Origin of the sequence: Sulfurimonas sp. hsl 1-7 (genome assembly GCF_030577135.1) — a bacterium.
In the GTDB taxonomy this organism is placed as follows: domain Bacteria; phylum Campylobacterota; class Campylobacteria; order Campylobacterales; family Sulfurimonadaceae; genus Sulfurimonas; species Sulfurimonas microaerophilus.
Map to the genome: position 1 here is coordinate 78,714 of NZ_JAUIRR010000002.1, position 22,011 is coordinate 100,724.

The 22,011-nt window shown below is 35.9% G+C and carries 25 protein-coding genes; 15 read left to right on the forward strand and 10 right to left on the reverse strand.

Annotated elements, in window-relative coordinates:
- Window positions 1-4: 4 nt before the first annotated feature.
- Both nth and QWY88_RS03980 read left to right on the forward strand, forming a co-directional pair.
- Window positions 5-646: an endonuclease III gene (gene nth, locus QWY88_RS03975; protein ID WP_304544324.1), complete on the forward strand. Its 642-nt coding sequence runs from the start codon at window positions 5-7 to the stop codon at window positions 644-646.
- Window positions 647-672: 26 nt separating this feature from the next.
- The gene (locus QWY88_RS03980) at window positions 673-894 is read left to right on the forward strand and encodes a hypothetical protein (RefSeq protein ID WP_304544326.1); all 222 of its coding nucleotides are present in this window, start codon (window positions 673-675) and stop codon (window positions 892-894) included.
- 1 nt (window position 895) lies between these two features.
- On the opposite strand, the gene cmoA is transcribed toward QWY88_RS03980, so the two are convergent.
- The gene (cmoA, locus tag QWY88_RS03985; RefSeq protein WP_304544330.1) at window positions 896-1,603 is read right to left on the reverse strand and encodes a carboxy-S-adenosyl-L-methionine synthase CmoA; all 708 of its coding nucleotides are present in this window, start codon (window positions 1,601-1,603) and stop codon (window positions 896-898) included.
- Window positions 1,604-1,618: 15 nt separating this feature from the next.
- Window positions 1,619-2,698, reverse strand: a complete 1,080-nt coding sequence (fbaA, locus tag QWY88_RS03990) for a class II fructose-bisphosphate aldolase (protein WP_304544332.1) — start codon at window positions 2,696-2,698, stop codon at window positions 1,619-1,621.
- Between the two features lie 78 nt (window positions 2,699-2,776).
- Between fbaA and QWY88_RS03995 the strand changes: the two genes are divergently transcribed.
- The 8 genes from QWY88_RS03995 to QWY88_RS04030 all read left to right on the forward strand — a co-directional run bounded on the left by QWY88_RS03995 (window position 2,777) and on the right by QWY88_RS04030 (window position 9,358).
- Entirely contained in the window at window positions 2,777-3,409 is a 633-nt protein-coding gene (locus QWY88_RS03995; protein WP_304544334.1) for a hypothetical protein, read from the forward strand.
- A gap of 17 nt (window positions 3,410-3,426) precedes the next feature.
- Window positions 3,427-4,119, forward strand: a complete 693-nt coding sequence (locus tag QWY88_RS04000) for a hypothetical protein (protein WP_304544335.1) — start codon at window positions 3,427-3,429, stop codon at window positions 4,117-4,119.
- A 215-nt stretch (window positions 4,120-4,334) separates the two neighbouring features.
- Window positions 4,335-4,577 (forward strand): XRE family transcriptional regulator, encoded by a 243-nt coding sequence (locus QWY88_RS04005; protein WP_304544337.1) that lies wholly within the window; start codon window positions 4,335-4,337, stop codon window positions 4,575-4,577.
- Window positions 4,578-4,966: 389 nt separating this feature from the next.
- Entirely contained in the window at window positions 4,967-5,251 is a 285-nt protein-coding gene (locus QWY88_RS04010; RefSeq protein ID WP_304544339.1) for an HU family DNA-binding protein, read from the forward strand.
- A gap of 39 nt (window positions 5,252-5,290) precedes the next feature.
- A complete protein-coding gene (locus QWY88_RS04015; protein ID WP_304544341.1) occupies window positions 5,291-6,793 on the forward strand; it encodes a hypothetical protein in 1,503 nt (500 codons plus the stop codon).
- Window positions 6,774-7,163 carry a peptide-methionine (R)-S-oxide reductase MsrB gene (gene msrB / locus QWY88_RS04020; RefSeq protein ID WP_304544343.1) on the forward strand — a complete coding sequence of 130 codons (390 nt, stop codon included), beginning with the start codon at window positions 6,774-6,776 and terminating at the stop codon, window positions 7,161-7,163. The genes QWY88_RS04015 and msrB overlap by 20 nt, the downstream gene beginning before the upstream one ends.
- The gene (locus tag QWY88_RS04025; RefSeq protein ID WP_304544345.1) at window positions 7,163-7,705 is read left to right on the forward strand and encodes a peptidylprolyl isomerase; all 543 of its coding nucleotides are present in this window, start codon (window positions 7,163-7,165) and stop codon (window positions 7,703-7,705) included. The genes msrB and QWY88_RS04025 overlap by 1 nt, the downstream gene beginning before the upstream one ends.
- 9 nt (window positions 7,706-7,714) lie before the next feature.
- Window positions 7,715-9,358, forward strand: coding sequence for an inorganic phosphate transporter (locus QWY88_RS04030; RefSeq protein ID WP_304544347.1), 1,644 nt, complete (start codon window positions 7,715-7,717; stop codon window positions 9,356-9,358).
- 13 nt (window positions 9,359-9,371) lie between these two features.
- Here the strand turns inward: QWY88_RS04030 and QWY88_RS04035 are convergent, their stop codons facing one another.
- From QWY88_RS04035 to QWY88_RS04065, 7 genes are all read right to left on the reverse strand, one after another.
- A complete protein-coding gene (locus QWY88_RS04035) occupies window positions 9,372-10,694 on the reverse strand; it encodes a diguanylate cyclase (protein WP_304544349.1) in 1,323 nt (440 codons plus the stop codon).
- Window positions 10,695-10,696: 2 nt separating this feature from the next.
- A complete protein-coding gene (folP, locus tag QWY88_RS04040) occupies window positions 10,697-11,839 on the reverse strand; it encodes a dihydropteroate synthase (protein ID WP_304544351.1) in 1,143 nt (380 codons plus the stop codon).
- Window positions 11,839-12,456 (reverse strand): DNA polymerase III subunit delta', encoded by a 618-nt coding sequence (locus tag QWY88_RS04045; RefSeq protein ID WP_304544353.1) that lies wholly within the window; start codon window positions 12,454-12,456, stop codon window positions 11,839-11,841. The genes folP and QWY88_RS04045 overlap by 1 nt, the downstream gene beginning before the upstream one ends.
- A complete protein-coding gene (locus tag QWY88_RS04050; RefSeq protein WP_304544355.1) occupies window positions 12,446-12,991 on the reverse strand; it encodes a HobA family DNA replication regulator in 546 nt (181 codons plus the stop codon). The genes QWY88_RS04045 and QWY88_RS04050 overlap by 11 nt, the downstream gene beginning before the upstream one ends.
- A gap of 9 nt (window positions 12,992-13,000) precedes the next feature.
- A complete protein-coding gene (locus QWY88_RS04055; protein WP_304544357.1) occupies window positions 13,001-14,212 on the reverse strand; it encodes an aspartate kinase in 1,212 nt (403 codons plus the stop codon).
- A complete protein-coding gene (locus tag QWY88_RS04060) occupies window positions 14,212-14,682 on the reverse strand; it encodes an RNA pyrophosphohydrolase (protein ID WP_304544358.1) in 471 nt (156 codons plus the stop codon). The genes QWY88_RS04055 and QWY88_RS04060 overlap by 1 nt, the downstream gene beginning before the upstream one ends.
- Window positions 14,683-14,743: 61 nt before the next feature.
- Entirely contained in the window at window positions 14,744-17,353 is a 2,610-nt protein-coding gene (locus QWY88_RS04065) for a bacteriohemerythrin (RefSeq protein WP_304544360.1), read from the reverse strand.
- 92 nt (window positions 17,354-17,445) lie between these two features.
- Between QWY88_RS04065 and hemW the strand changes: the two genes are divergently transcribed.
- Complete coding sequence (gene hemW, locus QWY88_RS04070) at window positions 17,446-18,501, forward strand: radical SAM family heme chaperone HemW (RefSeq protein WP_304544362.1); 1,056 nt, start codon at window positions 17,446-17,448, stop codon at window positions 18,499-18,501.
- Here hemW and QWY88_RS04075 read toward each other — a convergent pair.
- Entirely contained in the window at window positions 18,498-18,701 is a 204-nt protein-coding gene (locus tag QWY88_RS04075; protein WP_304544364.1) for a hypothetical protein, read from the reverse strand. The genes hemW and QWY88_RS04075 overlap by 4 nt on opposite strands.
- 132 nt (window positions 18,702-18,833) lie before the next feature.
- Here QWY88_RS04075 and tatB point away from each other — a divergent pair, with 132 nt between their 5' ends.
- Genes tatB through QWY88_RS04095 form a run of 4 tightly spaced genes read left to right on the forward strand, consistent with a single transcriptional unit; the run spans window position 18,834 to window position 21,995 of the window.
- The gene (gene tatB, locus QWY88_RS04080) at window positions 18,834-19,214 is read left to right on the forward strand and encodes a Sec-independent protein translocase protein TatB (protein ID WP_304544366.1); all 381 of its coding nucleotides are present in this window, start codon (window positions 18,834-18,836) and stop codon (window positions 19,212-19,214) included.
- The gene (gene tatC / locus QWY88_RS04085) at window positions 19,207-19,998 is read left to right on the forward strand and encodes a twin-arginine translocase subunit TatC (protein ID WP_304544368.1); all 792 of its coding nucleotides are present in this window, start codon (window positions 19,207-19,209) and stop codon (window positions 19,996-19,998) included. The genes tatB and tatC overlap by 8 nt, the downstream gene beginning before the upstream one ends.
- Window positions 19,970-21,016 carry a tRNA preQ1(34) S-adenosylmethionine ribosyltransferase-isomerase QueA gene (gene queA, locus QWY88_RS04090; protein ID WP_369811212.1) on the forward strand — a complete coding sequence of 349 codons (1,047 nt, stop codon included), beginning with the start codon at window positions 19,970-19,972 and terminating at the stop codon, window positions 21,014-21,016. Before tatC ends, queA begins: the two co-directional genes overlap by 29 nt.
- Before the next feature lie 19 nt (window positions 21,017-21,035).
- Complete coding sequence (locus tag QWY88_RS04095; protein ID WP_304544372.1) at window positions 21,036-21,995, forward strand: ABC transporter permease; 960 nt, start codon at window positions 21,036-21,038, stop codon at window positions 21,993-21,995.
- Window positions 21,996-22,011: the final 16 nt, after the last annotated feature.

Here is a 22,011-nt window from a genome sequence, read left to right on the forward strand (position 1 = left end):
GCCCATGAAAAAAGCAACGAAAAAAGAGATAGCTGAGATCCACAAACGTTTTGTAGAGAGATACAGCGATGCGGTAACGGAATTAGCATACAAAAATGCTTATGAACTGGTTGTAGCAGTAGCCCTTTCGGCACAATGTACAGATAAAAGGGTAAATGTAATCACACCTGCACTTTTTGAAAAATACCCATCTCCAAAAGAGCTTGCACAGGCAGATATTGAAGATGTAAAAGCGCTTATTAACACTTGTTCATTTTTTAATAATAAAGCTAAAAACATTATAGAGATGGCAAAAAGAGTTGTAGAAGTGTATGATGGCGAGATTCCAATGAATGAAAAAGAGTTACAAACTCTTGCAGGTGTTGGGCAAAAAACTGCAAATGTTGTTATGATCGAATACACGGGTGCGAATTTAATGGCGGTTGATACGCACGTTTTTCGGGTTTCACATAGACTGGGCCTTAGTGATGACAAAACACCGATCGCTACAGAAGCTACCCTTGTTAAAAAATTTAAAAACGATCTCCATGCACTGCATCAGGGGATGGTACTTTTTGGAAGATATATCTGTCGTGCCAAAAATCCAAAGTGTGAAGAGTGTTTTTTAACGGAATTTTGTAAGACAAAGGAAACTTTTAAAGTATAGGGAATACTCTTTGCTTAGATAGATGTATGAAAAAAATCACTTTAACTTTTATTTTACTACTACTCTCATTTTCCGGCTGTGTAAATAAGCACGGCATCTCGGCGAAATATTACAGTGATTGTAAAGAGTATTACGATCTGCAAGGATATTATCATAAAGAGTGTGGAGAAGATGATATTGTAACTTATGAGCAGATGAAAAATGTCATCAAGAAAAAAGAGACACCTCCAAAAGGAAATGTCTGGTAGTTTATTTGATCGCTATAAACGTGGCAAAGTTTGCCCAGCGAAAAACAACTTCACAATGGGTAAAGCCGTTTTCTAACGCCATTTTAATATTTTCCTCTTCACTGTAAGGAACCAGTACGTTCTCTAGAGCTTCACGTTTTTGCATGATCTCATACTCACTGTACCCCTGCTCTTTTTTAAAGTCGTAATAACATTCGATCAGGTCTTTATTGAGTTTTGGATGGTGAGAGATCACTTTTTCACTAAAGATAAACACGCCCTCTTTTTTTAGCGAATCAGCTATCTTTTTAATGAGTTTCTCTCTTACAAGCGGTCGGATAAACTGCAATGTATAGTTACTGATAAAAGCATCTGCTTCTTTGTAATCATACTCCAGTATATCAGCAAGTTTTACCTCTATATCTGCGCCGAATGCTTCTATCTTTCTTTTTGCACGTGCAAGCATCGCTTCAGAGTTATCTAATCCTATAAGGTTAGCTTTACACTCTAAGTCTCTGTTTATATCCAATAATAAACTTGCAGTTGAACATCCAAGATCGTACACTATACCGTTTTCACTTAGATTTTTGAGCACAAAAAACTTTGTTATTTTTTGACTCTCTTTATAAAAAGGTACACTCCGTTCCAACATATCGTCAAAAACGGCAGCAACCTCTTCATCAAACTCAAACTGTTTTTTTATAGGTTTTGTAAATACTTGATCGTTCATAGGATTCTTTTAAATTTAGTTTCTGTCCATTGCATTAAGATCTTTGAACGCTTCAATTACGCGCTCTACTAAACTCTCTTGACCTGCACGTAACCATTTTCTAGGATCGTAGTATTTTTTGTTTGGTTTATCTTCACCTTCTGGGTTTCCGATCTGACCTTGTAAGTAATCATGATTTTTAGCTACATATTCTCTTACACCGTTCCAAGTAGCCCACTGTGTATCTGTATCGATGTTCATTTTAATAACACCGTATGAGATAGCTTCAGAGATCTCTTCAGGAAGTGATCCAGAACCACCGTGGAAAACAAAGTTTACAGGTTTTTCAGCAGTAGAAAATTTTTCCTGGATATATTTTTGTGAATTGTCTAAAATTTTTGGAGTTAAAACAACGTTCCCCGGTTTATATACACCGTGAACATTTCCAAATGAGGCTGCAATTGTAAAGTTTGGAGAGATTTTTCCTAACTCTTCATATGCGTATGCAACTTCCTCTGGTTGTGTATATAGAAGTGCATTGTCAATATTTGTATTATCAACACCGTCTTCTTCACCACCCGTAACACCAAGCTCAATCTCGATGTGCATACCGATTTTACTCATACGCTCTAAGTAAGCTTTACAAGTAGCAATGTTTTCTTCTAAAGGCTCTTCTGAGAGGTCTAACATATGTGAAGAGAAAAGCGGCTTGCCGTATGCTTGGTAATGTACCTCACCAGTACTTAAAAGAGCGTCGATCCATGGAAGCAGTTTTCTTGCAGCATGGTCAGTGTGAAGAATAACAGCTACTCCGTAAGTTTCAGCCATCATGTGAACATACATAGCACCTGCAATAGTTCCGGCGATTGCAGCTTGTTCATTTTCATTACTTAAACCTTTTCCAGCAAAGTAAGAACCACCACCGTTACTAAATTGAATTATTACAGGAGAGTTTGCTTTGCTCGCAGCTTCTAAAACACCATTGATCGAATCTGTATTTACAACATTTACGGCCGGGATAGCAAATCCGTTCTTTTTTGCATGCTCATAAACTTTTGTAACATCATCACCAAATAACACACCAGGTTTTACAATATCTAATATACCAGTACTCATACAATATCCCTAAAAAATTTAATTTCGAAATTATATAATACAGTTCATTTAAAACAACTTTATGTTACTATCTCATTCATGAAACAAGAGATAATCACCGATATAATTTTAGTAGATATTATAAACTTTTCAACGCTCACTTCAAAACAACAATTGGAGATCATTACATTTTTAACAAAAAGTTATAAACGTGTAATTGAGAAGATGTTGGTCAGTTCTAAAATGCCCCTTTCTACTCTTATACTTAGTTTTGTATCAACAGGGGACGGATTTTATTGTATCCTCGATCCAAAGCTTAAAGGGTATGGAACTTTTTTAGGTCTTAGTTTCAATCACTTTTCGGAACAAATCTCTAAAAAATATCCATATTTTCAGGGTATCAAGATAGCTGTTCATACTGGTGGAGTAAACCGCTTTATCGATATCTTGGGAAATGAAAACTATATTGGTGACGGACTTAATGACTGTTCACGCTACATTGAATTTAAAAACTTTACTATCTCGACGGTTATGATCTCTGAAACAGCCTATAATGAGTTAAAAAAATTTTTACGCTACCATCGGGATTTTGAGAAGATATTGATAGAGAGAGAATTTAAACGCTCCAAAGCATATACTTTCAATGATAAACACGGAAATGAAAAGAAAGGCTACTTAGTCTGGCTCAGAAAATCGGGTATAATTACCCCACCAAAAATCGATTTTTTATAACTAAATAAGGGAATATTATGAGACTTACCTTAGATGAATATGCAAAACATTTCAAAATGTCTAAAGAGATGATAAACTCAAAACTCAGAACAAAAAAACTCAACTACATCATAGAAAACGGTGTTACATATATTATAGTGACTAGAAGTTCACTTGAACCGCAAAAACGTGAAGAGATTCATCAGGAAAAAAAAGAGCAACAGGTACAACAAAAAAAACAAACTACTGCTAATAATACGCCTGTACCTGCAAAAACAAAAACTACAGTCTCGATGGTAATCTCTCTTTATCAGAAAGAGAACCAACAACTCAAAGAGAAGATAAGTTACCTTGAAGCAAAAATTGACAAGCTGATCAATGATAAAGAGCAGATGCTTCGCGATGAGATGAATAAAATAGAGCAGGTATATAGTAAAAAAGATGAACAACTCAAAAACATTTTAGAACTCATCAATACTAAGCTTACTATTGAAAGAGAGAATGAAACTGTTCACGAAATTGAAACTATAACTCCTATCTCTCAAAAGAAAGAAGCAAAAATTGTAGAGCTTAAAGAATATCTTAAAAATCTAGATATTGAACCGCAACAAAGAAAAACGATTAAAAAAAGATTTTTAAGTGCTTACGGCAGCGATATAAGAATCATTAAACAAAATGGAAAAATCTATCTAGACTTCTCAAAATACGACTATTCAGATCTTCTAAACTAATCTTTTAAAACTTTCAGCCTTCAAAGCACTCAACGCTTTGAAGGCTTTTTTTTCCTCCATATTATACGGTTTTCCGTATAATATATTCATTTTAATATATTTGATTGTATATTTATTTTATAAAAAATATTATTTACTGTATATAATATATATATTTAAGTATATTTATATAAATTAAATGTGTATTTAAGTATTTAATACGTATAATCGTCGTTATGCAAATTGATGACTTGTTTAATATACTTCACAACTCGGTAGAATCACAAAACAATGGACGTAAGATATCTCTTAAGGACATGGCAAACTCTTTAGGGCTATCTATGCGTACATACCAAGACTGGAAGCTTGGTCGTGCCAAACCTCAAGCGGCTGCAACCGTGATCAAAATGTTAGGTATGTTAGATGATGATGAGATTATTCGCGCTGTTAGAAAAATCAACAAACTAAAGGATAATTAATGGGAGCCTTGACAAAAAAAGAGAGAGAAGCTTTAGAGGATGTTTTCTTGTCTATTCACTCTAAAAATCGTTCCGAACAATTTTTTACATTAATACAAAAAACTAAGAAAAGAGTATTTACATATATTAAAATAACTACCCATAAGATGAAAAACAGCGCGTATTCTCTCTATCTTAAGAGTATAAGCAAACGCAATAAATAGCTCTAGTTTCACTAAAAATGAGCTATTTAGGGTAAAAATTGCATATTTTTTCCTAAAAAAACGAAAAAAGAAGAAAAATTTAAGGAAATAAACTATAAAGTACTTTTAGCTGAATTATTTTGTGTATCCCCCTTTATTAGGAGGATAGGCAGAGATTCGGAAAAATTTTAAATCAAGGGTAAATTTATGAATAAGGCACAATTCGTTGAATTAGTACAAGAATGTGGTAACTACAAAACTAAAGTAGAAGCAGAGGCAGCTATTAAAGCTTTCACTGAAGCTGTAACTGAAGCTTTAGTAAAAAAAGAGGATGTTTCTCTAGTAGGTTTTGGTAGTTTTGCTGCTGCATTACAAAAAGGTAAAAGTGGTACAGTTCCAGGTACTGACAAAACTTATACTACTCAAGATAAAATGGTTCCTAAATTTAAAGCTGGTAAAGGTCTTAAAGACCGCATTGCAGCTGGTAAATAATCTCTTTATATCGCCTTTACGGCGATATATACTAAATTTATGAACTTTAATCTCTTCTCATTATTTCAAAAAAATAAATCAGACCTAGTCGTTCCCGATACAATCTTAGTAAAACGTATCAAATCTCTTGCAAAAAATAGTGACTTAAAGGTATTTTCAAATGTAGATATTTATCTCCATAAACAAAGTTACAATATAGAACTTATGCTTTATGACAAAATACGCGGACTTTATCTTTTTGAAATAAAGAAATGGTCATTTGACGATCTCAAAAACTCTGTTATAGAAAAAGCTCAAAATCAAGAGCATGCTAACAATACACTCGCTTTCGATAAGACACAAGAATTGATCAAAAGAAAGTATAATGAGATTAACCATACCGATGGACCAAAAATATATAATTATCTACTAATGGAAAATTTAAGTGCTGATGAATATGAGCATTTAGATGATTCATTTAAAACACTTCTGCCGAAAGAGAAGATCATATTTAGCGATTCTCTTACTTCCGATATTTTTAAAAAACTTGAGAGTGAAGATAAAGTCCCTGTAGGACAACGTGATAACACTGCCTTAGAAATACTCTTAACACAATATACTAAACTTGAAGATGACGGAAGCTTCACACTGTGTAATGATCAAGAGATAGAGTTTTTAAATACTCCATTAAACGATTTTTCAAATCTTACGATAGATTTTCAAACCGGACAAACTTCCCTTTTACTTCTCAAAGCTATCATTGAAGTGTTTAAACAACGACATAAAAAAATCATCTTAATAAAACCTACGACATTAGCACGTGATATTGCCTACAAAAAATTACTAGAGATCATAGAACACGGCATCATAGAGTTCGATATGAATGCTATAGAACTTCTTACACCTCTTGAACTTATAAATAAACATCTGCAGAAGTTAAAAAAACCTATGATCAAAGATTTTTCCGAATTTGATACAAAACTATTGAAAAAGAGCTTTCAAATTGCCGACTTGGTCATATGTGATGATGCAAATCTTTTAGATGCTCAGTTTATCGGTTATATTAAAAATATTCAAAAAAATAAACCGGCAATATTTGTCAATCTTACAGATGAGCAAATAGCGACTCAATTTACATTACCGTCTGCTCTAGAAACTAAAACATATCAATTTTTACAGACACACCCTTTAGCAAAAACGATGCAGTTGATTCAAAAACTTCTTGAGGAAAATCTGCCAAACGATATTCTTGTAGTTTCCAACCCTCAAAACCAACAAAAACTCAAAGATGATTTAGAACATTTTATAGAACATAATGCTTTAGATATTGAAGGTGGAAAAACACTTTTAGAGCAAAATCTTGAGGAGTTAAGACTCGCAACATACAATGATATGTTTGAACTTTCTACAAAACACATTATATTGCTAGATTTATGTGAATATAATGAAAAACAGATAGAATATGCTTTTAATTTAGCCACGAAAAGTGCTTACGTTCTCTATGATAATTCTTGTGAAATCATAGAGTTGTTAAAGGAAAAGTATGAAAGTAATCAAGAGTGAACAGGAATGGAAAAAACAACTAACTCCTGAAGCGTATTATGTGTGTAGAGAGCATGGAACCGAAGCACCTTTTTCCGGTAAATATTACGACTGTAAAGATGAAGGTGTTTACAAATGTGTATGTTGCGGGGCTCCACTTTTTGAATCTTCTACAAAATTTGACTCCGGAACCGGATGGCCAAGCTACTTTGAACCGATTGAAGATGCTATAACTGAACATAAAGATATGACTCACGGAATGATCCGTATAGAGGTAAGATGTGCATCATGTGATGCTCATTTAGGACATGTTTTTCCTGATGGACCAGAACCGACTGGGATGAGATACTGCATCAACTCTGTATGCTTAACACTTGACGAGAACGAATAATGAAAAACATAATTATTACACTGTTTTTACTTCTGTCGGCAACTATATTAAATGCCCAAAATCCACATGTTGTTTTAGAAACAAACCAGGGGAACATTGAACTAGAGCTCTATCCAGATGTAGCTCCTTTAGCTGTTGAAAACTTTACTACACATGTAAAAAACGGTTACTATGACAACCTAACATTTCACAGAATCATTAAAAACTTTATGATCCAAGGCGGTGATCCTACCGGAACAGGCCGTGGTGGAAAGTCTATCTGGGGTAAAGAGTTTAAAAACGAATATAAAGCAAATGTTGTTTTTGACGAGCCTGGTATATTAGCTATGGCAAATGCAGGACCAAATACAAACGGCAGCCAGTTTTTTATTACGGTTGCACCGACACCTTGGCTAAACGGTGGTTATACAATTTTTGGAAAAGTTGCGAACGAAGCTTCTATGAACGTAGTTCTTAAAATGAGTAATGTAGCAACAAACGGAAGATACGGGGGAGACAGACCTAACCAACCCCAAATTATTAAAAAAGCATACTTAAAATAGAGAGATTACATGGATATAGAAACACTCAATAAACTAGAGAAAAAAGCACTTAAAAAAAGCGGAATGGACTTTACAAGATTAGGAGTTGCACTCTTTTTTGCAGTTGCAGTTTTAACTTTTAGTTTTGTGTCAAACGGTGGTGTTCCAAATAATATGTTCTTAGCAATTGCAGCTTTAATCGGTGCATATATGGCTATGAACATTGGTGCTAATGATGTAGCAAACAATGTAGGACCGGCTGTTGGTTCACGTGCTATGACTATGACTATGGCAATTGTTATTGCTGCTGTTTTTGAAGCCAGCGGTGCACTTATTGCCGGTGGAGATGTTGTTAAAACAATTAAAAAAGGGATCATTGATATCTCTGCTTTTGGAGGCAATGCCGATCCTTTTATCTGGGCTATGATGGCTGCACTTTTAGCTGCTGCACTTTGGCTAAACCTTGCTACTGCACTTAGAGCTCCTGTGTCTACTACACACTCTATTGTAGGTGGTGTAATGGGTGCAGGTATTGCAGCAGCAGGCTTTAGTATCGTATCATGGTCGACAATGGGAAAAATTGCAGCATCATGGGTAATCTCTCCTGTTTTAGGTGGAGTTATTGCTGCAGCATTTTTATTCTCTATTAAAAAAGCGATAGTATTTAAAAAGAACAAGATAGATGCCGCAAAAAAATATGTACCAATCTATGTAGCTATTATGGCGTGGGCTTTTGTAACTTACTTAACACTCAAAGGGCTTAAAAAGATTTGGCCAAATATTATTGAAAAAATAAACTCTATTTTTTCTCTTTCACTTGAAGTAAGTTCACATCCAAGTTTCACAACAGCATTAATTATGGGTGCTATCACGGCAGTAATTGTTTATATATACATTGCAAATAAAATTAAAAACAAAGTATTTGATGATTCAAATGACGGTGTAAATACTCTTTTTACGATTCCATTGATTTTTTCTGCGGCACTTCTAAGTTTTGCTCACGGTGCGAATGACGTTGCAAATGCTGTAGGCCCATTAGCTGCTATTAGTGATGCAGTACTTAACGGCGGTGTATCAACAAAAGCATCTATCCCTCTTTGGGTTATGGCTGTGGGTGCTCTTGGTATTGCGCTAGGTCTTATGTTATATGGTCCAAAACTTATCAAAACTGTTGGTGCAGAGATCACTGAGCTCAACCAAATCAGAGCTTTCTCAATTGCAATGGCTGCGGCTATTACGGTTATTATAGCTTCTCAGCTTGGTCTTCCAGTAAGTTCTACTCATATCGCTATCGGTGGAGTTTTCGGTGTTGGTTTTTTAAGAGAATATCTCCATATCACTTCAAAAGAGACACATAGTGTTGAAGATGACTTACAGATTATCGAAGATGAAAAAGCTACAATGAATGCTTATAAAGCTGAACTCACTACACTAGAGAAAAAAGATGATAAATCTAAAGCTGATTATGAAAGAGTTGTAGAACTTTACAAACTCATAGCTAAAGAGGAAGAGCTCTTAAAATCTACGAAAAAACATATTAAGAGAATTGAAAAAGTACAGTATGTAAAACGTGACACTGTGAAAAAGATAATCGCAGCTTGGATCATTACGGTACCGGCTGCCGCAATTATTGCTGCAGTACTATTCTACGCTATTAAAGGGATTATGCTCTAAGTAAGCATAACCCTTACCACATAACTTTATTTCTACCGGCAGATTTCGCTTTATAGAGCGCATCGTCGGCTTTTGCCACTACATCTTCTAGAAAAACTTTTTGAGATACTTCAGCTATACCGAAACTAGCAGTCACCTGACCAACTACATCGATTTGAAGTTGTTCTATCTTGCCTCTTATTTTTTCAGCGATACTGCATGCTTGTTCTAAGTCAACTGTTGGAAAAAGGATAATAAACTCTTCCCCACCCCATCGGCATACAATATCCACTTCTCTCGTTTCATTTTTTAGCAGTTCAGAAATTTTTCGTAATACATCATCTCCAACGTTATGCCCATACTGATCATTCACCTTTTTAAAAAAGTCTATATCCAAAAGAACTAAAGACATAACACCGGCTCTTTGAAGCATAGTTTCCAAAGAGGAATTGAAAAGTTGTTTGAACTTATATCTATTATATAGTTTTGTAAGTGGATCGATTGAGGCCAACAGTTCATACTCTTGATTCTGAGCTTTTAAAATAGAGTTGATCTCCTGTAACTCCTCTTGATGCTCTTTCATCACTAATGCCCATCTATTATAGGTTAAAAGTATCAACTCTTTTTGTGTAATTATTCCTGTAAGTTTACCCTCATCATCAGTAACTATTAAACGTTTATAGTGCTTTTGTTTTACAAACTCTAAAGCCTCTCTGACACTCGTTCTTTTGTGTACACAATCAACAGGTGAGTTCATATATGTTTTAATGGGTAGCTCAAGGTCTGCATTGTGTTTGATCAACTGTACTACATCTTTTGTTGTAAGTATACCTATGGGCTTTTGCCCCTCAACAACTATAACACTATCATTTTCCCCTGTATACATATGCGACAATACATCCGTAGTACTCATCTCTTTATCGATCCAGCGTACACGTCTTGTCAGTCTTAAAAAATCTTCAATAGTGTAGTTATCCATAATTATTTCAGGGTCTATATTGCTAGTAATATCTGTATGTGTTATCAATCCGTAAATAGTTTTATCATCATTAACAACACAGATATATTCAGTTAACTCATCTAAAAATCTTAAAAGATTAAGAACGTTTGTATCTTTTTTAACTGCCGGAGTTCGTTTTAAAGTTAGATGGGAGATTGGGTCTGTAAGTTTTATAGTTGATTCGCGTAGTTTTAATACCTCTATTGCAGTCAGTACATAAAACAGATCATAATCCTGTACAATTATATCACGATGATCGCTCTCGATCATCATATCTATAGCCTTACTAATAGGTTCACTGATATCTATTGAAACTACTTGCGTACTTGCTATATCACCTGCACTAGGAAATTTCATATTTACACCTTTTGTATTTTTTTAAATACCTCTAAAGCCTGTTTATGTTCATATACATCGTGAGCTCGAATAATAGAAGCACCGTTTCTTATCGCTTCTAAATGAAGTACAAGTGTTCCGGCCAGCCTCTCTTCAATAGCTGAGGGGGTTATCTTGTCAATCATCGATTTTCTTGAAGCACCGATGAGCAACTGTTTGCCGAGTGAGCTAAAATGTTCTAAATGCTTCAACAGTTGAAGGTTATCATCCAGTGTTTTACCAAATCCGATTCCAACATCTAAGATAATATCTTGTACTCCAAAATCTTCTAGCTTTTGTGTCTGCATTTGTAGGTACTTATATACATCAAGAATAACATCACTATACTGAGGATTTGCTTGCATTGTTTGAGGAGTCCCTTGCATATGCATCACTACTGCACTTGCATTATATCCGGCAGTTAGTTTACATAGCGTATCGTTTTCAAAACCGGTAATGTCATTTACGATTTTAAAACCATTCTCTAGCGAATATTGAACAACGCTCGGAGTATAAGAATCTATACTAAACTTCACTTTTTCATACAGCTTGTTTTTCCCAATGGCATCAAGTATAGGTTGTAATCTCTCTAGCTCCTCTTTAGCACTTACTTCAGGAGCATTGGGTCGTGATGAAACACCCCCGATATCTATAATGTCTGCCCCATCTTCGATCATCTTCTCTATTCTAGCTACGGCAGCATCTCCAAAAAATCTTGAACCGCTAAAAAAGCTGTCGTCATTTGCATTGACAATTCCCATAATCTCAACATCATGAGCTTTTCTTGTTTTTAGATAGTTTTGTAATTGAAGTGCTACCTCTTTAAGTCCAAAAGGTTGTGCCAGCTCTTTTTTTGCGAGTGTCTCGATCTGCTTTGTTGTAGCTATTAATATACAATCAACATGAGGTGTTTTTGCAATGACAGTCCCTCGTGGTACTGCAAGATCAGCACCTATTGAGAGCGCATCCTGCTTGAGAATGTTTGCCCCGCCTACTGCCAGGTCTTTGATATAAAAGACTTCAGTTTTTGCTTTTGATGCTAAGATTTTAACACCGCCGCTGTCAACACCTAGTTCGATTAAATATTTTTGAATATCGATCTCGTTGGAAAGTTTTTTAATCTCCATTAGCGCTCCTGAGTAAATCCCATTAATAGCATTGCAAAAACACTTTGTGGACGTGAATTCAGTTCCACTAGTCTATATGCTTTATCAAAGGTTTCAAGTTGTTTTTGAGAGAGGATAAGTTTTTCAACTACTACCGCTTTATAAAAAAGTGATTCAATCAACTCTTTTGCTTCATTTTTTGAGACTCTTGCATTTGCTTTTAAAAAGGAAAATATCTGATCATAGTCGAGTCTTGCCAAACTTATTTCAAGCTCTTTGATCTCATGTGAAGTATCCACTTTTAATATTGGCAGTCTTGAGCGAATCGTTGGAAGCAGTGTTGATTTTGTCGTTGTAATAATGACAAACTCAATATTTGTAGGGGGTTCTTCTAAAAGCTTTAGAAGTGAATTTTGAGCGACATCCGTAAAATCGATCGCCGCTAAGATGATATATTTTGTCGTTGATTCACTTACATACGCAGCGGCCATCACCTCTTTTGCATGTTCAATTTTGAAAGTCTCTTCTATAAACTTTACTACGCGGTGCCCGCTTAAACGTCTCTCTAGTTGTTCTATCTCATTCTCAAGCTCTTTTGAGATGATAATATGACCCTTTAGAGACTCATTAGCTTGCATCAACCTCTCCGAACATTGTTGCATTTAAAGATGCATCAAAAAGTCTATAAAGCTGTAAAAGTTTTATATCTAATAGTGGATCGTAAGACTTTAGCGTAAATGCATTGTTAAAATCTTCATCAAATGTCCAGAAGTAGCTATTGTCTTTTCTTTTTGCTATATCACTTCTTTTATCATCACCTTTACCGATGTACCAGAAGAAATGATCATTTTTATACGAAAGGGAGATAAGGTCATCTACCATATCGATCATCTCTCCTCCACTGATATTGTTGTAGTGAGTATAAAGAGAATCTATCGTTACGATAGGGATAAGAGGTCTATCGATATCAACGCTGTTAATAGCATCTAAAATATAGCGCTCTAACCATTTTCTCTTTTGATCGGTAATTAAAATAACTGTCTTGCCGTTTAGAATTTGCTCCAGTGCGAATGCAGTTGTTTTAGACCATTCAAATCTATGTTCTTCAAGCCAGCTTAGAGACCCGCCCTCTTCACGAATAGCATCGAGACTCCACTGTGCAAAATCTAACATAAAACTTGACTACTTCTCTAACTCGTATGCATCATGTAAGCTTCTTACTGCTAACTCTGCATATTTTTCATCGATTACCATAGATACTTTAATCTCTGAAGTTGATATCATGTTGATGTTGATGTTGTTATCAGCCATTGTTGTGAAAGCTTTTGCAGCTACACCGGCATGAGATTTCATACCAACACCCACAACTGAAACTTTACAGATAGCTTCATTGTATGTGTCATCTTTAATCTCACCCTCTTGAACAAATGTGTCAACCACTGCTTTAGCATCATGAAGATCGCTTTTTGCAACCGTAAAATCAATGTTTGTAGTGTCGTCAACTGCTTTGTTTTGTACTATCATGTCAACATTTACTTCTGCACGTGCGAGTTTGTTGAAAATTTCACTTGCAATACCAGGTCTGTCTTTTACACCTAAAAGTGATATACGAGCTTGATTTTTATCTAAAGCAATTCCACTTACTAATGGTTTTTCCATAATGTTTTCCTCTTTTGTTATTAATGTTCCCTCTTCATCTGAAAAGCTTGATCTTGTTACTAAATTTACGTTTAATTTTTTTGCCATCTCTACCGAACGGTTTTGAAGAACTTTTGCACCAAGGCTTGCTAACTCTAACATCTCGTCATAAGATATTTTGTCTAGTTTATGTGCCTTAGGCTCAATTCTAGGGTCCGTAGTAAAAATACCTGTAACATCTGTATAGATCTCACAAAGGTCGGCTTTTAATGCACCTGCAATCGCAACGGCACTTAAATCACTTCCACCGCGACCAAGTGTTGTTACGTCACCATACTCGTTTACACCTTGGAAACCTGCGACAACTACAATTTTTCCCTCTTTTACAGCATCTTGCATCGATGTAGGATCGATATCCTCAATACGTGCTTTTGTGTGGCTGTTATCTGTAACTATTCCAGCTTTTCTACCACTCATTGCTGTTGCTTTATACCCCATCTCTTGAAGTGCAATAGAAAGCAGCGATGCAGTTACTCTTTCACCTGAACTAAGAAGCATATCCATCTCTGCACGAGCCGGAGTCTCTGAAAAGTGTTCAGCATAACTAACAAGTTTGTTTGTTTCACCACTCATAGCAGAAACAACAACTACTACATCATTGCCAGCCTCTTTTGTTTTTGCAACACGATTTGCAACGTTTTGGATACGCTCCAAATCTCCAACACTAGTTCCACCGAACTTTTGAACAATTAACATTAAAGTAGTCCTTCATCTTTAAAATAATTTATTACGTTTTCATAAACAGGTTTTTTGAAATGTGCAGTGATATCCAGCACCTCATCAACATCGACAAACTTGTATGAAGAAAATTCCGGATGATGCGTTTCTAGATCAATCTTCGCATCTTTATCAAGTTTCACCAAAAAGTATCTTTGTGTCTGCCCTTTGTACGGCTTCATACTTTTAGCAATCTTTGCAGGAAAATCATACGATATCCATTCAGGGTATTCTGCAACGATTTCAGCTGCTGCTGTACCGATCTCCTCTTCCATCTCACGGAACAGTGCATCAAGTACCTCTTCGCCTTCATCGATTCCCCCTTGAGGAAACTGCCAAATATCTCCGAGGTCATTTCTTTGTGCTATAAAAATATTTTTTTTCTGCGGATACTCATGTGACACGATGATCATAGCCACATTCGGACGATATTGTTCTTCTATTTTCATGTAAGCACCCCATTTAATAATTATCGGGATTATACAAAATTTCTAATTAAAATAATATAATTTAAGCTAAAAATACTCTTTCAAACTCTTTGGCAGGAAGTGGTTTGGAATAGATATATCCCTGAATAAAGTCACACCCCATACTCGTTAATATCTCTTTTTGTTCCGCATTTTCAACACCTTCGGCAATCACCTGAATATCAAGCTTATGGGCCATTGCTATCATAGCTTCCGAAAGTACTTTGTCTTGTTGTGATGTTACTAAGTTATCTACAAAAGACTTGTCAATTTTAAGATAATCTATATCAAATTTTTTCAGATATGATAAAGAGGAATAGCCTGTTCCAAAATCATCTATAGCTACCTCTATCCCTTTTTCTCTAAAAGTCAGAAGCTTCTCTTTTACAAGTTCATCCTCTTCCATCAATATACTTTCGGTAACTTCAATAATGACACTTGTACCGTCTACTCCCGTTTCATCGATATGTGCCATCCATTCAGCCAATGTTTGAGAAGTTTTAAACTGTATCGGTGATTTATTTATGCTCACTTTGAATTGAGGGTCATACAGCTCCCTCCATCTTGCAACTTGTAAGACAGCTGTTTTATATATCCAGCCTCCGATCTCAACTATTAGCCCGCTCTCTTCTGCTAAAGGTATAAACTCTCCGGGACTGACTAAACCGTTTTGAGGATGATTCCATCTCACCAATGCTTCTGCCTTAACAACTTTACCGCTTAAAGTATCAACTATCGGTTGATAATACACTTCAAATTGTTTTTCTTTAATCGCATTATGCATATCATTAAGCATCGTATGACGTTTTTGAGCCAACTCTTGCATATGACTGGTAAAATAATTAAATTTACTTCGTCCACTATGCTTTGCCTGGTACATCGCCTGATCAGCATTTCTTAACAAACTTAGATTATCTCTTCCATCATCCGGATAAAGTGTAATACCGATACTTGCAGAGAGGTGAAGTGTTCTCTCCTGAACTTCAAACGGTTTTTTTATGCTGTCTATAATATTTTGCGCAATTCGATCGATTACCGTTGTATTTTTAATGTTTGAAAGTAACAAAGTAAACTCGTCACCGCCAAACCTTGAGAGCACGTCTGTATCTCTTATCTCTTTTTTAATTCTGGATGCGACTTGAATTAAGATAGAATCCCCTACAACATGCCCTAAAGTATCATTAATGTCTTTAAAATGATCAAGATCTATAAAAAGTACCGCAAACGGAAGTTTATTTCTGTTTGACAAACTAATCGCTTCTAAAAGACGCTTCTCAAACATTCTGCGATTTTCCAGATCGGTTAATGGGTCAAAATTGGCTTGTTTTACTATAAGGTCTTCCGATTTTTTCTTTTCACTGATATCTGAAAAAAGTCCCACATAATGGTCAATCAGCCCCTGAGGATTTTTTACTACATTGATGTTCAGCTCTTGAATGTAGAGTTCCCCGTCTTTTCGCCTGTTAATAACCTCACCCGACCAACTGTCGTGCTTAAAAAGATCTGACCACATTCTTTGATAAAACTCTTCATCAAGCTCACCCGAAGCCAAGATATTCGGATCTTTTCCGATGACATCTTCAAGTTTGTATTGTGTTATCTCTGTAAATGCAGGATTGATACTAATGATTTTATTATTCTGATCACAGATAAACATCGCCTGAGAACTGTTTTGATAGATAATAGATGAGAGTTCACGTTCAGTAATATCGCTATGGATACCGATGATTCTCTCTGCCATCCCCTCTTCATTCCGCTTGAGTACTTTCCCGCGACTCAATATCCAGTTCCAGCTTCCATCTTTTCGCAGTACTCTGTGCTTATTGTAATAAAATTCCGTTTCCCCTTTGAGATGGGCTAAAAAGTCTTTTCTTACCCTTTCTATATCATCAGGGTGAATTTGTGAAAAATTATCAAACTGATCGAGAGAGTTAGTTATAACTTTATCAAGCACTGAACCCTCTTGAGAGATACAAGCCTGATCTTTTTGCAGATCACAGTCCCAAATACTTTCATCACTGTTATCGAGTATGAACTTCCACTTCTCTTCACTTTTTTGCAGCGCTTTTTCTGCTTTTATTCTAAGTGCTTTTTCACGCATCAAATCAAGTGTACGTGTCGAGATATCGCTGTACATTTTAAGGACTGTATCGATGAGTGTTTTTATAGAACCGTTCATAAACTCATTGGAGTGTTTTTTCGCATCTTCCAAAGAGCGTCCCGCTTCAATCTCTAAAACAACTTTTGCCATCCTTTTGTCAGTGTCGAGGATATGGTACGCCAACCATTGTGCCAGGAAAAGGACAATCTCATAAATAACCTCGTCAAATGCTTTGTGCTTTTTATTTTCTTTGATCGCTACCACTTCATCCAGAAAAGAGCCGTGTGTCTTTTCATGCTCAGTAAACCATTTGTCATTTTCAAAGTATTGACTCCAGACACCCTCTTCCGTTTTAAAGTGATAATCTGCATAATTTGCAAGCTCATCAAAAATATCGTTTAATTCATCTATATTTGAATGACTCGCTAGGTGTGCAGCCAGGCGGTTTAAAATCTCTACAAGTTTTTTGTGTTGCTCATCAATTTTTTCTATTCCCGTTTCAAAGTTACTGTCCCACGGGAATATCTCAAATATATCTATATTCTTATTCATCTGAATATCATATCTTAGCTGCTATAACAAATTTCTTAAAGTAAATCTTAATATAATACGCAATATTAAACTTCAATCTCCAGAGGAATCCAATGCTCATCTATTTTCATATCCCCTTTTGCGATTCCAAATGTTCTTATTGTGCTTTTAACTCTTATGTAGATAAGTTTCATCTCAAGCAGGAGTATATGAAAGCCTTAAAAAAACAGCTAATTTATGAGATAGAAAGATCCAAACCTCAAAAACAAAGTATCAAATCTGTTTTTATAGGCGGAGGGACACCTTCAACAGTTGCACCAGAGCTTTATAAAGAGGTATTTGAGCTTATCTCCCCTTATTTAAAAGAGGATGTTGAGATAACAAGTGAGGCAAATCCAAACAGTGCGACATTCGAGTGGCTTACAGGGATGAAAGCACTTGGAGTAAACCGTATTAGTTTTGGTGTGCAGAGTTTTGATGAGAAAAAACTCAAACTCCTCAACCGTGCCCATAATCCAGCACAAGCGCTTGAAGCTGTCAACAATGCAAAAAAAGCGGGCTTTGAAAATATCTCTCTTGATCTTATCTATGCGACACTCGGAGATACGAAGGAGTTACTGCAAAACGATTTAGAACTCGCTTTTTCACTTCCGATCAACCATTTGAGTGCTTACGCTTTAACGATCGAAGAGGGGACTGCGTTTGAGAATAAACCCCAAATGTCAAAAGAGCAGCTGGAAATTACACAATGGCTTTTTGAGGAGATCGAAAAAAGAGGCTTTTCTCAGTATGAGATCAGTAACTTCGGAACATACAGGTCTGTTCACAACATTGGATACTGGGAGTATGAAGAGTATCTGGGTGTCGGTGCCGGTGCAGTCGGCAGAATAGCAAACAAACGTTATTACCCGCAACCCGATATAGAAAAATATATACAAAATCCGCTCGATATTAGAGATGAGGAGTTAAATGACGAGGATATGAAGATAGAAAAGATCTTTTTAGGACTTCGATCACTTGTGGGAATTGATAAAAATATTTTAGATAAACAAGAGATTCAAAAAGCGGACTTGTTAGTCCAAGAAGAAAAGTTAATTTTTCAAGAGGAAAAATATTTTAATAAAGAGTATCTCTTAAGTGACGAGATAGCTCTTTATCTAACATCTTAGTTCATATCTACTTTGATAACGATGTCGTCACCGTTTTCTACAGCTTGGAAAACATGTTTTTTACAAAATACATCGTTCATATCTTTTGCGATCTCTAAAGCCTGTGTTAAAGCTTCCTCTTTTGTTGCATACTCTACATTGTTTTGATAATCACTTCTTTTGAAACAACCACACTCTTTTTCAATAATTACACGACTCATATATTTCTCCTAATTTTTTCCGAATTTTATATATTTATGCTTTATTTGAATTGAATTTTTTATTCTTGAAGATTTTTTAACCATTCTTTAGATAAAATCACGCCAACTATAATTTTTAAAGGCACTTATATTATGTTTGGTATGGGTTTTACAGAGATACTTATCATCGCCATTATTGCTGTTTTATTTTTAGGGCCCGATAAGCTCCCTAGCACAATGGTAGAGATAGCTAAATTTTTCAGAAGCATGAAAAACACGTTAGGTACTATGAAAAGTACTATAGAAGAAGAGATGCATGTTGCAGATATTAAACAAGAAGCACTTGCATATAAACAAGAGTTAGAACGTGCATCACACAATGTTTCAAAGGCTGCTAATATCAATTCTCATATAGATAATCTATTAGATGATGAACCGCAACCCGAAACTAAAAAAGCTTCTAGTGAACCTGAAGAAGTGACTTTTAAGAAAAAGAAAAAAAAGAAAACTGAAGAAGAAAATATAGATGTTTGAAGAGATTAGACCCCATTTAGTTGAGCTGAGAAAAAGATTAGGTATTTCTGTCGGAAGCCTGATTGTTTTGTTTTTTGTAATGTTTTACTTCCACGAACCGATCCTAGACTGGATGGTTACACCCTTAAATGATGCCTTGATCGAAGTTGGTAAAAAGTCGGTGCATGCAGCTGACGGTATGGTTACGACAAGTCAAGTGGGCGGTGCATTCTTCGTAGCGTTAAAAGTTTCGTTTTTTGCAGCAATTTTAGGAGCATTACCTATTATTCTTTCTCAAATCTGGATGTTTATAGCACCGGGCTTATATTCACATGAAAAAAAGATGATCATTCCCTTTATTGTAGGTGGAACGTTTATGTTTTTAGTCGGCGTTTTGTTTGCCTACTACATCGTTACCCCTTTTGGTTTTGACTTCTTGATCACATTTGGTTCTTTTAAATTTACGCCGCTTATCAACATTGAAGATTATGTAGGTTTTTTTACAAAGATCATGTTTGGTTTCGGTCTTGCATTTGAGCTTCCTGTATTTGCTTACTTTTTAGCACTTTTAGGTTTGGTTGACGATAGACAAATGACAGCATTTTTCAAATATGCCATTGTTATTATCTTTATCGTTGCCGCACTTCTTACACCGCCGGATGTTTTAACACAGCTGCTTATGGCCGGTCCGCTTATTATCCTTTACGGCTTCTCTATCTTGATAGTTAAAGTAGTAAACCCTGCGCCGCCTCTTGAAGAGGAAGATGACGAAGAAGATGAAAAAGAGGAAGAAAGTGCAAGATAAAGCACTTCTGACTTCAAGCTATGATTTTCATCTCCCGGATGAACTCATTGCGACACACCCTGCCAGTCCAAGAGATCACGCAAAACTTCTAGTATATGATCGTAAATCCGACACTATTACCCATGCACACTTTTACGATCTTGAAAAGTTTATCCCCAAAGATTGTGCCCTTATTTTTAACGATACAAAAGTTATAAAGGCGAGACTTTACGGTCATAAGCCAAGCGGCGGGAAAATAGAACTGCTTATCAACCGTGCATTAAATGCAAACGATGTCCATGTATATATCCGCGGGCGTGTAAAAGAAGCTCAAGAGATACTCTTTGATGAGAATCTCAAAGCAGTTATAAAAGAGCTAAAAGATGACGGTACACGTATTGTAAACTTCTTTTTAGATGATCAACTACTTCGTTTTGAAGATCTTTTGCCGATCATAGATAAAATCGGGCATATTCCTCTTCCTCCATATATTCAAAGAGAAGATAACGAAGAGGATGCAAATGAGTACCAAAGCGTTTTTGCACAGAATGAAGGTGCAGTCGCAGCACCCACAGCCTCGCTTCACTTCACGCCAGAGCAGCACAAAAGAGTATGTAAGAACTATAAACACGCCTACGTTACATTACATGTAGGCAGCGGAACATTTAAACCTGTTGAAGCGGATGTAATTACAGAGCACCCTATGCACTCTGAGTTTTATGAGATCTCTGAGCAGGCAAAAGAGATTTTAGACTCTGCACAGCCGATTTTAAGTGTAGGGACAACCTCAACAAGAACCGTAGAGTTTTATGCAAGACATAAAAACCAAACTAGCGGTGAAGCGAATCTTTTCCTTCACCCAAACAATAAACCGCTTCGGGTAAATCACCTGCTGACAAACTTCCATTTGCCAAAATCAACACTCATTATGCTGGTAGCCTCTTTTGTAGGACTTGAAAAAACTTTAGAGTTGTATGAGGAAGCTATTAAAAATAAATACCGTTTTTATTCTTACGGTGATGCGATGCTTATCATCTAAATCTGTTATAATCATCCCTATGAAAATATTACTGAAAAAACTTTCTTATATTTTTGGGATGTTACTACTAATCTCAATCATCTCATTTTTAGCGATCCACGCAGCACCTAACAGCTTTTTTGGAGCGGGTGAACTCAATCCCAATATGACACCCGAAGCAATAGAAAAGCTCAAAGCCGTTTATGGTTTAGATAAACCTCTACTGACTCAATATACCGACTGGGTAGGCAATATGGTACAGCTTAACTTCGGTATCTCTTTTGTGAGCGGAGCAGATGTAGCTTCTGAAATCTTAAAACGACTTCCCATTACACTTACTATCAACATCACTTCACTCGTGTTTGTGTTTATTCTCTCTTTATATTTAGGGATAAAAGCGGCTCTGAGTTATGAGAAAAAATCGGACTTGGCGATTAGACAACTCTCTCTTTTATCGTTTTCAATGCCCTCTTTTTATTTGGCCCTGCTTCTGATCATAATTTTTTCGGTGAACTTCAAACTCTTTCCTATTGCGGGTTTACACTCTGTAGATATTGAGGGTGAGGGTTTACATTATTATCTCGATATGCTTTGGCATTTGGTACTGCCTATCTCTATTATGATCTTTGGGGGACTTGGAAGTATGATCATCTATATCCGTTCACTGACATTAGAGATACTTAAAAGTGATTATTACTATTTTGCACGCTCACGCGGACTTTCAAATAAACAACTACTGCGATACTATATTTTGCCGAATCTCTTACCGCCTATCGTGACGTTACTTGGTCTTTCATTGCCAGCTTTAATCGGTGGGAGTGTTATTTTAGAATCGATCTTTGGAATAGACGGGATGGGACAGTTTTTTTATATAAGTGCACTTTCACGCGATTACCCGACTATTATGGGGATTCTTATGATAAGTGCTTTTTTAACGCTTCTTGGAAACGTGATAGCGGATTTAATCCTTTTAAGATTAAACCCTTATATGCACAAGTAAGTTCGTTTATGAACTT

Excerpts from the sequence above, each read along its gene's own strand:
- nth (WP_304544324.1), top strand. The coding sequence starts at position 5 with ATGAAAAAAGCAACGAAAAAAGAGATAGCTGAGATCCACAAACGTTTT.
- QWY88_RS03980 (WP_304544326.1), top strand. The coding sequence starts at position 673 with ATGAAAAAAATCACTTTAACTTTTATTTTACTACTACTCTCATTTTCC.
- cmoA (WP_304544330.1), bottom strand. The coding sequence starts at position 1,603 with ATGAACGATCAAGTATTTACAAAACCTATAAAAAAACAGTTTGAGTTT.
- fbaA (WP_304544332.1), bottom strand. The coding sequence starts at position 2,698 with ATGAGTACTGGTATATTAGATATTGTAAAACCTGGTGTGTTATTTGGT.
- QWY88_RS03995 (WP_304544334.1), top strand. The coding sequence starts at position 2,777 with ATGAAACAAGAGATAATCACCGATATAATTTTAGTAGATATTATAAAC.
- QWY88_RS04000 (WP_304544335.1), top strand. The coding sequence starts at position 3,427 with ATGAGACTTACCTTAGATGAATATGCAAAACATTTCAAAATGTCTAAA.
- QWY88_RS04005 (WP_304544337.1), top strand. The coding sequence starts at position 4,335 with ATGCAAATTGATGACTTGTTTAATATACTTCACAACTCGGTAGAATCA.
- QWY88_RS04010 (WP_304544339.1), top strand. The coding sequence starts at position 4,967 with ATGAATAAGGCACAATTCGTTGAATTAGTACAAGAATGTGGTAACTAC.
- QWY88_RS04015 (WP_304544341.1), top strand. The coding sequence starts at position 5,291 with ATGAACTTTAATCTCTTCTCATTATTTCAAAAAAATAAATCAGACCTA.
- msrB (WP_304544343.1), top strand. The coding sequence starts at position 6,774 with ATGAAAGTAATCAAGAGTGAACAGGAATGGAAAAAACAACTAACTCCT.
- QWY88_RS04025 (WP_304544345.1), top strand. The coding sequence starts at position 7,163 with ATGAAAAACATAATTATTACACTGTTTTTACTTCTGTCGGCAACTATA.
- QWY88_RS04030 (WP_304544347.1), top strand. The coding sequence starts at position 7,715 with ATGGATATAGAAACACTCAATAAACTAGAGAAAAAAGCACTTAAAAAA.
- QWY88_RS04035 (WP_304544349.1), bottom strand. The coding sequence starts at position 10,694 with ATGAAATTTCCTAGTGCAGGTGATATAGCAAGTACGCAAGTAGTTTCA.
- folP (WP_304544351.1), bottom strand. The coding sequence starts at position 11,839 with ATGGAGATTAAAAAACTTTCCAACGAGATCGATATTCAAAAATATTTA.
- QWY88_RS04045 (WP_304544353.1), bottom strand. The coding sequence starts at position 12,456 with ATGCAAGCTAATGAGTCTCTAAAGGGTCATATTATCATCTCAAAAGAG.
- QWY88_RS04050 (WP_304544355.1), bottom strand. The coding sequence starts at position 12,991 with ATGTTAGATTTTGCACAGTGGAGTCTCGATGCTATTCGTGAAGAGGGC.
- QWY88_RS04055 (WP_304544357.1), bottom strand. The coding sequence starts at position 14,212 with ATGTTAATTGTTCAAAAGTTCGGTGGAACTAGTGTTGGAGATTTGGAG.
- QWY88_RS04060 (WP_304544358.1), bottom strand. The coding sequence starts at position 14,682 with ATGAAAATAGAAGAACAATATCGTCCGAATGTGGCTATGATCATCGTG.
- QWY88_RS04065 (WP_304544360.1), bottom strand. The coding sequence starts at position 17,353 with ATGAATAAGAATATAGATATATTTGAGATATTCCCGTGGGACAGTAAC.
- hemW (WP_304544362.1), top strand. The coding sequence starts at position 17,446 with ATGCTCATCTATTTTCATATCCCCTTTTGCGATTCCAAATGTTCTTAT.
- QWY88_RS04075 (WP_304544364.1), bottom strand. The coding sequence starts at position 18,701 with ATGAGTCGTGTAATTATTGAAAAAGAGTGTGGTTGTTTCAAAAGAAGT.
- tatB (WP_304544366.1), top strand. The coding sequence starts at position 18,834 with ATGTTTGGTATGGGTTTTACAGAGATACTTATCATCGCCATTATTGCT.
- tatC (WP_304544368.1), top strand. The coding sequence starts at position 19,207 with ATGTTTGAAGAGATTAGACCCCATTTAGTTGAGCTGAGAAAAAGATTA.
- queA (WP_369811212.1), top strand. The coding sequence starts at position 19,970 with ATGAAAAAGAGGAAGAAAGTGCAAGATAAAGCACTTCTGACTTCAAGC.
- QWY88_RS04095 (WP_304544372.1), top strand. The coding sequence starts at position 21,036 with ATGAAAATATTACTGAAAAAACTTTCTTATATTTTTGGGATGTTACTA.